Here is a 13,778-nt window from a genome sequence, read left to right as displayed (position 1 = left end):
AAGCGACGGCAACTTGACACGCGTTCAAACCCTTGTGCCGCTTGGCTTACAACGGGTATGGCGAATGTCTTACACGCAGAATCGAAACTCAATTACCTTGCGCGCCAATAATTAAAGGGCAAGCGGCGCTTTCGAGCAGTTGTCTGGGTAATGGCACTCTGACATATTCGCCGCACCTACCTCCTCAAGAAGTGCCCATCATGCTTCGCACACTGTATCTGTTGGCAGCCCTGATGCTGCTCGGCGGGTGCAATGGAATGCCCACCGCTTACGTCAAGGACCCCGTTTACGACCAGGCTTTCGTCATCCACTCCGGCGGCCCGCTGCCGATGATGCTGATGGCCACGGCGATCCAGTGGAACGCCGATTACGCCGTGACCGTGAAGCACCTGCCGTACGTTGCGGGCAGCGAATACCAGGGCAAAGGCGATGTGCAGTTCTTCCGCCACAAGGCGCACGTGCCGATGTGGCGCCAGTACACCCCTGGCGAAACCGTCACGGCAGTGGGCTTCAATTCGCTGTACATGCCGGTCATGGGCCAGGGCCAGACGCTGCCTGCCGTGGTGCGCCTGGACGCCCGCGATGGCGTGTTCTACGCCACCCACAACGGCCCTACCGCCAAGGGCATGAGCGGCGGCCCGGTGTTCGGGCGGCGACGGCGATGTGGTGGGCATCACTGTGGCCTACCTCACCGAGAGCGACCTGTCGCAACTGCACCGGGCCGACCTCGCCAGCCAGCCACGGGTGAGCATCTTCATGCCCTACGGCGAGATCGCCAAGGAATGGCGGCGCTTCCAGGCCGCCCAGGCCAAGACCCTGGCGCAGCGCTGATCAGCGCTCGCGCAGCGCTTCACGGGCGCGGTTAAGCGGTTTGACCAGGTAATCGAGCACGGTTTTCTCCCCGTGCGGATGTCGACCGTGGCGACCATGCCCGGCACGATGGCAAATGCCTTGCCGGCCTTGTTGTGCAGGGCGTTGTCGTCAGTGCGGATGTACACCCGGTAGTAGTAGACGTCGCGCTTGACCTCATCCTGCAGGGTGTCTGGGGAGATGGTCACCACCTTGCCGGCCAGGCTGCCGTAGATCGAATAGTCGTAGGCACTGATCTTCACCTTGGCCTCCTGGCCGGGGTGGATGAAGGCGATGTCGCGCGGCTGGATGCGGGTCTCGATCAGCAGTTGTTCATCCATCGGCACGATCTGCATCACCTGGCCGTTGGGCGGGATCACCCCGCCAAGGGTGTTGACCTCGATGCCCTTGACCACGCCGCGCACCGGCGAGCGCAGGGTCAGGCGCTGCAGCGAATCGGCGCGGCCACGCACGATGGCCGACTGCGTATCGGCTTCGGCGCTGGCTTTGGCCAGCTCTTCACGGGCGCGCACCATGTAGTCCGAGCGCGCTTCGGTGGCCTTGAGCGCCAGCTCCGACTTCTGCCGGGTCAGGCGCAGCACCTCGACCCGGCTGGAGGCGCCGATGCGTGCAAGGTTTTCGGTGATCTGCAATTCGTCGTTGACCAGCTTGAGCGAGTCCTGAATACCGGCGAGGGTGTCCTGCAGGCCGCGCTTGCGAGTGGCGTAGAGCTCGGTTTCGGCCTTGATGAGTTGTGGCCAGGCACTGAGTTCGGGAGGGAACGCCAAGGCTTGCCCGCTCACTTCGGCCCGTAGCCGTGCCTGGCTGGCCAGGGCGGCACGGTAACGCGCCTCGCTTTCACCGACGTTCGATTCGCCACGGGTGGGGTCCAGTTGCGCCAGTACCTGGCCGCGCTCCACCAGGTCGCCTTCACTCACATTGAGCTTGGCAACGATGCCGCCCTCGAGCGACTGGATCACTTGCTCGCGGGCGCTGGGGATGACCTTGCCCGAACCGCTCGACACCTCGGCCACCTCGAACCACGCCGCCCAGGCCAGAAATGCGCCGAGCATCAGCGCGCAAAGGCCGATCACGCCGGCCGGCACGCAGCACCGCGCGGTCGTCTTCACCGTCCAGGTAGGAGGCCCCACCCGGGGCGCGCAGCACCGGGTTGCCGGGCGAGCGTGGCGGCGGGCTCATGCCGCACCCCCTGGCGCAGCCGCGCCAGCGCTGCATCGCGGGCGTCGTCTATCACGACCTGGCCGCCATCGAGGACCAGCACCCGGTCGACCCGTTGCAGCACGCTAAGACGATGCGTGGCCACGATCAGCGTGCGGCCCTGGCACCACACCGAGAGGTTGTCGAGCAGGCGTTTTTCGATCACGTCATCCAGGGCCGCCGTGGGTTCATCGAGCAGCAGCACCTGCGGCTGGCGCAGCAGCAGGCGTGCCATCAGCAGGCTTTGGCGCTGGCCGCCGGAAAGGCCCAGGCCGCCTTCGAGAATCAGGTGGTCCAGGCCCTTGGGCAGCGTGCGAATGAAGTCCAGCGCACCGGTGGCGTTGAGCGCGGCGAGGATTTCCTGGTCGCTGGCCTGGCCAGCGCCGAGGGTGATGTTGTCGCGCAGGGTGCCGTGGAACAGCCGCGCGTGTTGTTGCAGCAGGCCGACGTCACGGCGCAGGTCGGCCGGGTCCAGGTGGGTGAGGGCGATGCCGTCCAGGCTGATGTCGCCCTTGGCCAGGTCCATGGCGCCGCCCAGGGCTTGCAGCAAGGTCGACTTGCCCGCGCCGTTGCGCCCCAGCACCGCGATGCGCTCACCGGGCTGGATGTCCAGCGTTTGCACGTGCAGGGCAGGCGGGCCTTCTTCGGTGTAGCGGAACTCGGCCTGGCGCAGCCGGTACTGGCCACGCAGCGCTGGCACATGCACACGCGGTTGGCCTTCGGGGTGGTCGACCGGGGCCTGCATCAGCTTGTTCAGCCCTTGCAGCGCCACCTTGGCCTGCTGCCAGCGCGTGAGCACGGTAGTCAGCTGCGCCATCGGCGCCATCATTCGTGACGACAGGATCGAGGCCGCCACCAGGCTGCCGGTGGTGATGTCGCCGGCGATCACCATCGGCGCGCCGATCACGATCACCACCGCGTACACCGCGCTTTGCACGTTCTGGGTCCAGGTTACGAGGCCGTTGGTGAGGCTGCGCAGCTGCAGGCTGCTCTGGGCGCAGGTGGCGTTGTAGTGATTCCACTGCTGCTGAAAGCGCGCCTCGGCCTGTAACGCCTTGATGTCGTCCATCCCTTGCACAGCTTCCACCAGCAGCGCATTGCGCAGGGCCGATTCGCGCATCGAGGCATTGGCCAGCCGCGCCAGCTTGCGCTGCGCCAGCAGCCCCGGCAGCAGCATGAACAGCAACGCAACCACCGGCACCGCCACCAGCGCCCCGCCGATCAGCCAGAACACCAACAGGAACAGCAAAAAGAACGGCAGGTCCGCCAGTGCCGTGGCGGTGCTGGAGGTGATCAGGTCACGGATCTGCTCAAGCTCGCGCAGCTGCGAGATGAACGAGCCGGTGGACTTGGGCCGCGCCGAATTGCGCAGGCGCAAGGCGTGGCCGAACACCAGGTCGGAGACGCGCAGGTCGGCGCGCTTGCCCATCAGGTCGGTGATGTGCAGGCGCAGCAGGCGCATCAGCAGGTCGAACAGCAGCGCCAGCGCCACCCCGCCGAACAACACGTACAGCGTGGGCAGCGATTCGGCCGGCACCACCCGGTCGTACACCTGCATGGAGAACAGCACGCCGGCCATGCCCAGCAGGTTGGCCACCAGCGAGGCGAGCATCACCAGGCTGTAAGGGCGCAAGTCGCGCAGCACGATGCGGCGGAACCAGTGCTCGTCGAACGGGGCGACGTAGTCGTCGGTGCGCACATCGCGCAGCGGCCGGGCAGGGCGCAGCAACGCCACGCGCAGGGTGCGCGCCAGCAGGTGCTCCGGCTCAAGGCGGCTTTGCAGGCCCTGGTCGCCGCTGAAGGCCACGCCCAGGCCACCGTCCGCGCCGATGCTTTCGAGCACGCCGATCTGGCCGTCGTCGCACTGCACCACCATCGGCACGCGCCAGGGGCTGAGCGCTTCGGGCTTGAGATGAGTGAAGCGCACGCTCAAGCCGGCCTGGCGCGCCATGCGCCGAATGGCTTCGTCTTCACCGGGCCCGCCGTCCTGTGCAGCAAGCTTGATGCTCTGTGGCGAGACGTCCAGGCGGTAATGCCCGGCGACCCGAAGAATGGCCTCAAGCCAGGGCGCCAGGTCGCCCGGCCCGGTACTGCCAGGGTGAGGTGGCACGTGTACGGCGTCGCTCATGGCTGGATCTCCACCCCTTGCACGGCCAGGCCCTCAAGGCCCATGGCGCGGCGCAGGGCACCGCTGTTGTAGAGGCAATCGACCGCCAGGCGTTGCTGGTCGGCCAGGGTGCTGGCCAGGTCGAAGTGGGCCTGGTGAATTTCCTGCTCGGCGTTGAGCAGGTCCAGCAGCGGGCGGGTGCCCAGGTCTATGTACTGGCGCTCGTAGAGCTCGCGGGCTTCGCGGATGCTTGCCTGGCGCGCGGTCAGCGCTTGCAGGCGCAGGCCCAGCCCTGCGGTTTGCGCTTGTGCCTCGGTCAGGCCCTGGCGCGCTTGCAGGCGCGCGGCATCCTCGGCAGAGTCGGCCGCCACCAGCGCATGGCCCGCCGCGCGGCTGCGTGCGCTGGTGGCGCCACCCTGGTAGATCGGCACTTCCAGGTTCAGGTAAAGGCCGGTCTGGGTGCGCTCGACGGCGGGGTTGTTGCGGTTGTAGTCGTTATCCAGATAGTGGTTGATCGACGGCTCCAGCGACAGCGTCGGAAACGCCTGCGCCCTGGCCTGGCTCAGCTCGGCGCGGGCCTGTGTGCGTTGGGCGAGGGCCTGCAGCACGCCGGGCTGGGTGTCGCCGGCGCCGGCTGGTGCGTTGCAAGCGCCTTCGAGCAGGCGGTTGCGTGCGTCCGACAGCGCCGGGCTGTAGCTGCGGCCCAGCAGGTTGGCCAAGGTCGATCGCCAGCGCGCGGCCTGGGCCTTGTACTCCTGCAGGCTGGCGCGGGCGCCGTCGACCCGCGACTGCGCCTGCACCACGTCCGAGCGGGTGCTGGCGCCCAGCTCGGCACGCTGGCGGGCCAGCTCGACGATCGCCCCCACGCCGCTGACCTGTTCCCGCGCGATGTCCACCAGGCGGTCGTAGCGCTCGGTTTCGATGAAGGCGTAGGCGGTGTCACGGGCCACCTGGTCCACCGCCAGCAGGATGCCCGCCTGCGCCAGCGCCGCCCGGGCTTTGGCGGCGTCTACCGCGCCGCGCACCTTGCCGAAGTCGTAGAGCATCTGCTTGAGCGAGAGCGACAACGCCTGGCTGCCTTGCTGGCCGTTGTAACCGCTCTGGGTGCCGGCCTTGATGCCACCACTCACTTGCGGGTAGTAGCCGGCTTCGGCCACGTTGATACCTTCGCCTTGTTGGTAGAGCACGCCGATGGCCTGGGCGATGCTGGGGTGCCAGCGCACGGCCTGGGCGACCGCTTCGGGCAGGTCGATGCGGCCTTGGGCCTGGTCGTCGGCAGCAGCCTGCGGGCGCGCCGGCACGTCTGCCGGGCGGGTGAGCAGCTGCGTCGGGCTGACTCGGCGCAGGGCTGGGTCGATGTCGTCCTGGGCATGGGCCAGGAGGGGTAACAGGGTGCTGAGGGCTGCCAGCGCCAGGTGCAGCGTTTTACAGCGTATGCGGGGTGGCTTCACTGAGTTCCCTTACTGTTGCGCTGTGGGTTGTGAGGCCGTCGTGTCGTTCTTCGCCCGTCGCCCGTCGCCCGGCAAGCCGGCCTCCCACGAGTCCTGCTCGAGGCACCGGGTTGGGTGGGAGGCCGGCTTGCCGGACGACGTGTAACGGGCGACGCGCAACGGGCAACGGCCATCAAACCACTTGCACTCCGTTCTGCACCCACAGGTGATGCGTGGGGTCGTCCTGCGGGGTGTACTGGGTGTAGCTGATACCGTCGGCCAGGTGCGTGCCGTTGTCGCTGCTCCAGATGCCGGTCATGTGCACGCTGTCCAGGCTGCCACCCTTGATCAGCAAGGTGCTGTTGTCGTTGTCGGTCACCTTGATCAGGTCGCTGAGGCTCAGGGTGAGGTCCACCCGGCTGCTGTCGTTCAAGTCGATGATCTCGATGTTGTGAATACGGTCGGCCAGGTTGCCGAGGTTGATGGTCGCGTCACCGCCGGCCCAGAGCAGGGTGTCGGTTCCGCTGCCGCCGTCGACCTGCGCGAACTGCTGGTCGTGCACCACCAGGGTGTCGTTGCCCGCGCCGCCTTGCAGAGTCACCGCACCGCCGTGGCCGGGGTCGAGGGTGTCGTTGCCGGCAGTGCCTTGCAGCACCAGGCCAGCAGCGAGCGCGGCATCGGTGTGGCTGGCGCTGTCGTCGGCCACCGCCAGTGCGGAGAAGCTGCGCGCGCCGGCCTGAGTAAGGTTCACCGTCAGGGTGGCGGTGTCGGTAGTGCCGTTGGGGTGGGTGAGCTCGTAGGTGAAGGTGTCGGCGCGGCCGATCACGCTGCTCGCCTGGCCGGGGTTGAGTGTGTAGGTGTAGCTGCCGTCGGCCTGCACCAGCAAGGTGCCGTAGCTGCCGGCCACCGACACGCCGTTGTAGCCGGGCAGTACGAAGTTGCCGGCGCTGAGCACGCTCAAGGTAGTGAACGGCGAGCCGGTCACGTCCGGCCCGTCGCCAGCGGTGTCAGTGAGCAGGTTACCGCTGGCCACCGTTGCGCTGCCGACCACGAACTGGCCAAGCACGGTTGCGGTGTTGGTCGAGGGTCGTGGTCAGGCTGGTGGCCACCCCCAGGCCGCCGCTGGTGACCTTGATCTGGTAGTTGCCTGCCACCTGGCCCTGCACCGTGACGCCGTAGGCACCGCCGCCGATTGCCACCAGGCTGCTGCCGCTGATGGTGCGCACCAGTTGGTAGCTTCCGTTGATCTGCTGGTACAGCTGCACCTGCACACTGCCCAACAGGCTGAGCAGGTTGGCCGAGCTCAGGCTGATGGTCAGGTCGCCCGTGGTGCCGGCCGCGACGCTGGTGGTGTAGGTGGCCGAGCTGCCTCCGACCAGCACGCTCTGCGTGCCCAGTGTGCTGGTGGTCACCACTTCACGCGGCACCAGGGTCAGTGCGCTGCTGGCAACATCGTTGGTGGCGTCCACCACCGTGGCGTTGGCCCCCAGGTTGGTGTTGCTCCAGGTTTCGGTAGCCTGCGGGCTGTCGATGCGCACGTACAGCCGCGCCGTGCTGACCAGCCCGTTGCTGTGCACCAGCTCGTAGGTGAAGGTGTCGACCTTGCCCACGCTGCTGGCGGTGCCGGTGGGGGTGTAGGTGTAGTTGCCGGCGCCGTCGATGGTCAGCGTGCCGTACAGGCCCTGCACCGTGGTGCCGCTACCGGCGGCTACGTAGCTGCTGCCCTTGAGGATGCTCACCGTCGCGCTCTGGTCCGGGCCGAGGCTGTCGGCCTGGCCGTTCACGCCCAGGTCGGTGACCAGGTTGCCGCTGACTGCGGTCGGGGTGCCGGTGAACTGGGTCAGGCTGGTCACGTCCAGCTGCAGTTGGCTGGCGACTGACGTTGCCAGGTTGAGCCCGGTGCTGTTGAGCGCGATGCGGTAGTCGCCGGCCTGCAAGGTGGCCAGGTTCGCCTGCACGGCCGCACCGCCGGTAAGCAGCGACACTTGCAGCAGGCTGCTGCTGTTGCCACTGGCGAGGGTCACCCAGGCGCCTGCAGCGTTTTTCACTTGCAGGCTGACGGTGGCGCCATTGAGCAGCCCCACCGCATTGGCACTGGTCAAGGTCAGCACCGGGTGGGCGGTGGTGCCGCTGGCGATGTTGAAGGTGTAGTACTGCGTGAAGCTGGTGTTGAGCGCGGCGCTGAACGAATCGCTGTAGCTCTGCCGGGCGACCACCGGAGCCAGGGCGACTTCGGCCTGTGCCAGGTTGTCGGTAGCGATCACCGGCAGGCTGGCATTGGGGTTGGGCGCCACCACCGCAGCACCCGCCGAGACGTTACCGGCGCTGTCGGTGAGCGTCACGCTCAGCGCCTGGCCCTTGAGCTGCGCGGCGTTGAGGTTGACGCTGAAGCTGCCGTTGCTGGCGACCGTGGCGGTGCCCAGCACCACGCCAGTGGGACTTGACCGTGACCGTGGCGCCCACCTCGCCGCTGCCGGTGAGCACCAGGCCGCTGCTGCTCACGGCCAGCCCCGCCGCGATGGCCGGCGGGGTGAGGTCAGGGGCGGTGACCGAGGTTGCGACCGAGACGTTGTTGGCCGCGTCGGTGAGGGTCACGCTCAACACCTGCACGTTCACTTGCGCGGTGTTCAGCGCCACCGAGAAGGTGCCGTCGGCCGCCACCGTGCCGCTGCCGAGCAGCGTGCCGGCCGCGTTGCGCACGCTCACGCGCGCACCCACCTCGCCCGTGCCGCTCACCTGGGTGCCGCTGGCGCTGATCTGCACCGCCGCTGCCGCGGCGGGCGGGTGATGTCAGGGGCGCCGAAGCTGGCATTCGCCGAGGTGTTGCCGGCGGCATCGGTGAGCCGCACCGCCAGCACCTGGCCGTTGGTTTGCGCGGCGTTCAGCGCCACGCTGAACTGGCCGCCGGCAGCCACTACGGCGCTGCCGAGCAACGTGCCGGCCGCGCTGTAGACCCTTACCGTGGCGCCCACTTCGCCGCTGCCGGTCAACGTGGTGCCGGCCACGTTGAGTGCAAGCCCGGTGGCCAGGGCCGGCGGGGTGATGTCCGGTGCAGTGAGGTTTACGCCGGCCGATGCATTGCCGGCGGCGTCCTGTTGCACGGCACTGATCAGCTGCCCGTTGGCTTGCGCAGGGCTGAGGCTGGCGGTGAAGTTGCCGTCGGCGCCGACCGTGGCCGTGCCGAGCACCGCATTGCTGGCCGAGCGCAGGGTCACGGTCGCGCCCGCTTCGCCGCGGCCGGTGACCTGGGTGCCGGTGGCGTTGATCACCAACTGGGTGAGCACGGCCGGCGGGGTGACGTCGGCAGCAGTGAACAGCCCCGGTGCGGAGTTGGCGCCGTTGAGGCTGGCGACCACATGCAGCGCCTGGCCGTTGAGCTGGGCGCTGGAGAGCGTGATGCTGAAAACATTGCCAGCGCCTGCCAGCGCCGTGCCCAGCAGCGTGTCGTCGGCGCTGTAGACGCGCACGGTGGTGCCTTCGCTGGCGCTGCCGGCCAGCACCAGGCCGCTTGCGCTCAAAGTGATGCCGCTGGGCGAAGCCGGCGGGGCCACCACTGGTACGGTCAGCGTGGCAGCCAGCGACACATTGCCGGCCGCGTCGGCCAAACGCACGTCCAGTTGCTCGTTGCCCACCGCCACGCGTTGCAGGGTGATCAGGAAATTGCCATTGGCGTCTACCGTGCCGGTGCCCAGCACGGTGGCACCGGAACGCAGCGGTAACCGTCAGCGCCGGCCTCACCGGTGCCGGCCAGCCTGAGCAGGTCGGAGGTGAGGCTCAACTGCGTGGCTACGGTGGGGGCGGTGGTGTCCGAGGCAGTGACGCTGGCGGGTAATGAGACGTTCCCGGCGGCGTCCGCCTGGGTCAGCGTGAGCACCTGCCCATTGGCCTGGGCCGGGTTCAGGCCGGCGCTGAAGCTGCCATCGGCGTTCACCACCGCCGAACCCAGCACTGTGCCACTGGCGTTGCGTACCGTGACCGTGGCGCCGGCTTCGCCGCTGCCGGTCAGCGTAGCGCCGTTGTTGATCACTGCCAGGGCCGTGGGCGCCAGCGGTGCGGTCACGTCCGCCGCCACAATGGCGGCCGCCTGTGAGGGGTTGCCGGCAGCGTCCTGCAAGGTCACGGTCAGGCGCTGGCCATTGAGCTGCGCGCTGCCGAGCGCCACGTTGAAGCTGCCGTCGGCCTGCCACGGTGCCCGTGCCCAGCACCACGCCGCTGGCGCTGGTGACCGTCACCCGCGCGCCAGCCTCGCCCTCGCCGCTGAGCAGCAGGCCGCTCGCGGCCAGGCTCAGGTTGGTGGCCACTGCCGGTGGCGTGGTGTCGGCGGCCACCAGGGTGGCGACCGGGGACACGTTGTTGCTGGCGTCGGTGAGCGTCACCAGCAGGCTCTGGCCGTTGGCTTGCGGGCTGCTCAGGGCAATGCTGAAGGTGCCGTTGGCTGCGACTGTGCCGCTGCCCAGCAGCGTGCCGCTGGCGGAGGTGACCTTGACCGCCGTGCCGGCCTCGCCGCTGCCGGTGAGGGTGGTGCCGGCGCTCAGTTGCAGGTTCAGCGCGGCCGCCGGCGGCGTCAGGTCGGGTGCGGTGACCTGGGTCGGCACACTTACATTGCCGGGCGGGTCGGCCTGCTGCACGGTCAATACCTGCTGGTTGATCTGCGCAGGCACCAGGGCCACGCTGAACGTGCCGTTGGCCATCACCACGCCGGTGCCCAGCAGCACCCCGCAGCGCTCTTGACGGTCACGGTGGCGCCGGCCTCGCCGAGGCCTGTCACCAATGCGCCATTGGCGCTGATGGCCACTTGCGCGAGGGCTGCGGGCGGCGAAGTGTCGGGTGCGGTAAAGGCCGTGGGCACCGACACGTTGCCGGCGGCATCGGCCTGCACCAGGGTGAGCGCCTCGCCGTTCACCTGGGCGCTGTTGAGCGGCGCGCTGAAGGTGCCGTTGCCCGCGACGGTCGCGGTGCCCAGGCTGTTGCCGGAAGCGTCGCGCACCGTCACGGTCGCACCCGCCTCACCGCGGCCGGTCACGGTCAGGCCGTCGGCGCTTATCGCGACATCGGTCACTGCTTGAGGCGCGGTGGTGTCGCTGGCCTGCACCGACTGCGCCAGAGAGACGTTGCCGGCGGCATCGGTAAGGGTCACCGAGAGGGTCTGGCCATTGGCCTGGGCGCTGCTGAGGTTGACTTCGAAGCCGCCATCCACCCGCACCACGCCGGTGCCCAAGGTGTTGCCGGCGCTGTCGTGCACCGTTGCGGTGGTGCCGGGCTCACCGTTGCCGGTGAGCACCAGGCCGTCCCGGCTCACCGCCAACTGGGTCGGGGCGTCCGGCGGGGTGCGGTCGGGCGCGGTGAGGTTGACGCTCACCGACTCGTTGTTGGCCGCATCGGCCTGTTGCAGGCTCAGCACCTGGCCATTGAGCTGCGCGCTGTCCAGGGTGGCGCTGAAGGTGCCGTCCGCCGCGACCGTCGCCACCGCCAGGGTATGCCCGCCCACCCCTGTGATGGTCACGCGAGCACCCGGCTCGCCACGCCCGGTGAGCGTCAGCCCATCGTAGCTCAGCGCCAGGTCGGTGAGCGGCGCAGGAGGGGTGACGTCCGGCGCACTGAGGCTTGCCGAGGGCGAGTTGACCCCGCGCTGTCGCTGGCGCTCACGCTCAGTGCCTGGCCATTGAGCTGGGCACTGTTGAGGCTGGCGCTGAACGTGCCATCGACGGCGACCTCTGCCTGGCCCAGCACCACGCCGCCGGGGCCGCGCACGGTTACGGTAGTGCCGGCGTCAGCGCGGCCGGTCAAGGTCAGGCCGTCGGCGCTCAACACCAGCGCGGTCGGCGTGGCGGGCACCTGCTGGCCGGGGTCGGGCACTGCCAGGTTGGTGGCAGTGGACGCGTTGCCTGCAGCGTCGGTGGCGATCACGCTCAGTTGGCTGCTGGCGGCGGGCGGGCTGCCGAACGTGACGATGAACTGCCCATCGCTACCTGCCACGGCGCTGCCCAGCAGTGTGCCGGCGGCAGTGCTTACGCTGATCGTCGCACCGGGTTCGCCCAGGCCGGTGAGGGTCAGCCCGTCGGCACTGAGCGCCAGTTGGGTGACGGGTGCAGGCGGGGTGGTGTCGGCTGCGGCCAGGGCCAGCGAAGGCGAGATGTTGCCGGCCGCATCGGTGGCGGTGACGCTCAGGCGCTCCACCATTGAGCTGGGCGCTGCCCAGCGCCACCTGGTAGCTGCCGTCGCTGGCGGCCACCGCACTGCCGAGCACGGCACCACTGGCGCTGCGCACTTGCACCGTGCTGCCGGGTTCGGCCTGGCCGGTCACGGTCAACCCGTTGGGCGCCAGCGTGGCGCTGGGCACGGCGGGCGGTGTGAAGTCCGGGGCAGTGAGGTTGATGCTCGGCGACAGATTGCCGGCAGCATCGGCCTGGCTTGCCCGCAGCACCTGGCCGTTGAGCTGGGCGGCATTGAGGGTGAGGCTGAAGCTGCCGTCGTTCTGTACGGTGCCAGTGCCCAGCACCGTCAGGCCGTCGGCGCTGCGCACCGTGACCGTGGCCCCTGGCTCGCCATAGCCGCTGAATAGCAGGCCGTCGCTGTTGAGCGTGAGGTTGGTCAAGGCTGCGGGCGCGGTGATGTCCGGCGCGGTCAGGTCGACAGGGGCCGAGGTATTGCCGGCAGCGTCCGTCTGGCTGGCCGTCAGCGCCTGGCCATTGGCCTGGGCAGCGGTGAGGGTGAGCGTGAAACGCGCGTCGCTGCCGACCGTTGCGGTGCCCAGCACATTGCCCGCCGCGTCGCGCAGGGTGACGGTGGCACCCGGCTCACCCAGGCCGCTCAGGGCGGTGCCGGTTGCATTGAGCGCCACCTGGGTGAGGGCGTCCGGAGCGGTGCGGTCCAGCGTGTCGATCAGGCTTGCGCCGGACGTGTTGCCGGCCGCGTCGGTCAGTGTGACCGTCACCGGTGCGCCGGTGAGCTGGCCGTTCTGCAGGGTGACCTGGAAGTTGCCGCTGGCATCGACACTGCCCTGTGCGACTACCACGCCATTGCCGTTGCTGACGGTGACCGTTGCGCCAGGCTCGCCGGTGCCACTGAGCACACTGCCGGTGCTGTTGAAGGCCAGGTTGGCGGGTGCGGGGGAGGGGTCAGGTCGGCTGCGGTGAGCAGGCTGGCCGGCGAGATGTTGCCGGCCGCGTCGGTGAGCACCGCGCGCAGGGCCTGGCCGTTCAGCTGAGCGCTGGCGAGGCTGACGCTGAACAACCCGTTGGCCCCCACCAGCGCGCTGCCCAGGCTATTGCCGCCGGCATCGAGCACCGTCACCGTGGTGCCGGCTTCGCCGTGACCGACCAATTGGGTACCGCCGGCATTGAGGCTGAGTGCGGTGGGCGCCAGCGGCGGCGTGATGTCGGCGGCCAGCAGCAAGGCGGCCGGCGAGGTGGCACCACTGCCGTCGCTGGCGCTGACGTGCAGGCGCTCGCCGTTCGATTGGGCGGTGCGCAACAGCACGCTGAAGCGCCCGTCGGGCCCAGCGGTGGCGCTGCCCAGCGCGCTGCCATCGTTGCCATAGACGGTGAGGGTGCTGCCGGCGGCAGCCAGCCCGCTCACGGTGAAACCGTCGGCCGACAGTGCCAGCCCGGTCGGCGCAGCGGCGACATTGCCGCTGTAGACCGCGCTGGCATCGGCGCTGAGGTTGCCGGCGGCGTCCTGGGCGCTGGCCAGCAGGGTGTCGCCAATCGCCGGTGCGCTGGGCAGGATGACAAGGAAGGTGCCGTCAGGCGCTGCCACGGCGGTGGCGAGCACCGGGCCGCCGGGGACGGCGCGGACTTGTACAGTGCTGCCCGGCTCGGCCAGGCCGCTCAGGCTCAGGCCATCGGCACTGATCCCCAGTGCCGAGGGGATGCTCGGGGCCGTGGTGTCCGGGGCCAACACTCCGGCGCTGGCGCTCTGGCTATTGAGCGTGGCGCGCACTTCCAGCGCCTCGCCGTTGGTGAACGGGCTGTTCAAGGTGACGCTGAACAGGCCCTGTGGGCCGGCGGTGGCCGAGCCGATCAGGTTGCCGGCGGCATCGCGGACCTCCACCCGCGCGCCTGCATTGGCCACGCCGGTGACCGTGGCGCCGGCGTCGATCACCAGCAGGTTCGAAGGCGCCTGCGGCCCGGACAGGTCCGGCGCCGTCGAGAGCGGCCGGTAGGGAGACATTG

Annotated in this window: 9 protein-coding genes and 4 pseudogenes; 1 reads left to right on the top strand and 12 read right to left on the bottom strand. The window is 69.2% G+C overall.

What is annotated here, in order from left to right; genetic code table 11:
• Nucleotides 1-233: 233 nt before the first annotated feature.
• A pseudogene (locus LN139_RS11530) lies at nucleotides 234-831 on the top strand (serine protease).
• Here the strand turns inward: LN139_RS11530 and LN139_RS11525 are convergent.
• The 12 genes and pseudogenes from LN139_RS11525 to LN139_RS11465 all read right to left on the bottom strand — a co-directional run bounded on the left by LN139_RS11525 (nucleotide 832) and on the right by LN139_RS11465 (nucleotide 13,707).
• Nucleotides 832-2,049, bottom strand: a pseudogene (locus LN139_RS11525) (HlyD family type I secretion periplasmic adaptor subunit).
• Between the two features lie 13 nt (nucleotides 2,050-2,062).
• Nucleotides 2,063-4,195 (bottom strand): annotated as a pseudogene (locus LN139_RS11520) (type I secretion system permease/ATPase); the annotation flags it as partial.
• Entirely contained in the window at nucleotides 4,192-5,595 is a 1,404-nt protein-coding gene (locus tag LN139_RS11515) for a TolC family outer membrane protein (RefSeq protein WP_442964430.1), read from the bottom strand. The pseudogene LN139_RS11520 and the gene LN139_RS11515, both read right to left, overlap by 4 nt.
• A 202-nt stretch (nucleotides 5,596-5,797) precedes the next feature.
• Nucleotides 5,798-6,670 carry a calcium-binding protein gene (locus tag LN139_RS11510; protein WP_236360019.1) on the bottom strand — a complete coding sequence of 291 codons (873 nt, stop codon included), beginning with the start codon at nucleotides 6,668-6,670 and terminating at the stop codon, nucleotides 5,798-5,800.
• Nucleotides 6,624-8,033 (bottom strand): BapA/Bap/LapF family large adhesin, encoded by a 1,410-nt coding sequence (locus tag LN139_RS11505; RefSeq protein ID WP_236360017.1) that lies wholly within the window; start codon nucleotides 8,031-8,033, stop codon nucleotides 6,624-6,626. The genes LN139_RS11510 and LN139_RS11505 overlap by 47 nt, the downstream gene beginning before the upstream one ends.
• The gene (locus tag LN139_RS11500) at nucleotides 7,921-8,367 is read right to left on the bottom strand and encodes an Ig-like domain-containing protein (RefSeq protein WP_236360015.1); all 447 of its coding nucleotides are present in this window, start codon (nucleotides 8,365-8,367) and stop codon (nucleotides 7,921-7,923) included. Before LN139_RS11500 ends, LN139_RS11505 begins: the two co-directional genes overlap by 113 nt.
• Nucleotides 8,337-9,299 carry an Ig-like domain-containing protein gene (locus tag LN139_RS11495; protein WP_236360012.1) on the bottom strand — a complete coding sequence of 321 codons (963 nt, stop codon included), beginning with the start codon at nucleotides 9,297-9,299 and terminating at the stop codon, nucleotides 8,337-8,339. Before LN139_RS11495 ends, LN139_RS11500 begins: the two co-directional genes overlap by 31 nt.
• Nucleotides 9,278-9,766, bottom strand: coding sequence for an Ig-like domain-containing protein (locus LN139_RS11490; RefSeq protein ID WP_268944856.1), 489 nt, complete (start codon nucleotides 9,764-9,766; stop codon nucleotides 9,278-9,280). Before LN139_RS11490 ends, LN139_RS11495 begins: the two co-directional genes overlap by 22 nt.
• An 82-nt stretch (nucleotides 9,767-9,848) precedes the next feature.
• Nucleotides 9,849-11,143 (bottom strand): annotated as a pseudogene (locus tag LN139_RS11480) (Ig-like domain-containing protein); the annotation flags it as partial.
• Nucleotides 11,144-11,154: 11 nt separating this feature from the next.
• Nucleotides 11,155-11,658, bottom strand: a complete 504-nt coding sequence (locus tag LN139_RS11475; RefSeq protein ID WP_236360370.1) for an Ig-like domain-containing protein — start codon at nucleotides 11,656-11,658, stop codon at nucleotides 11,155-11,157.
• Nucleotides 11,570-12,676, bottom strand: a complete 1,107-nt coding sequence (locus LN139_RS11470; RefSeq protein WP_236360010.1) for an Ig-like domain-containing protein — start codon at nucleotides 12,674-12,676, stop codon at nucleotides 11,570-11,572. The genes LN139_RS11475 and LN139_RS11470 overlap by 89 nt, the downstream gene beginning before the upstream one ends.
• Nucleotides 12,613-13,707: an Ig-like domain-containing protein gene (locus LN139_RS11465; protein ID WP_236360008.1), complete on the bottom strand. Its 1,095-nt coding sequence runs from the start codon at nucleotides 13,705-13,707 to the stop codon at nucleotides 12,613-12,615. Before LN139_RS11465 ends, LN139_RS11470 begins: the two co-directional genes overlap by 64 nt.
• Between the last annotated feature and the right edge of the window lie 71 nt (nucleotides 13,708-13,778).

Origin of the sequence: Pseudomonas sp. KNUC1026 (assembly GCF_021650705.1) — a bacterium.
Taxonomy (GTDB): domain Bacteria; phylum Pseudomonadota; class Gammaproteobacteria; order Pseudomonadales; family Pseudomonadaceae; genus Aquipseudomonas.
Note: the sequence above shows the minus strand (reverse complement) of the source record. Positions and strands in the feature narration are given on the sequence as shown.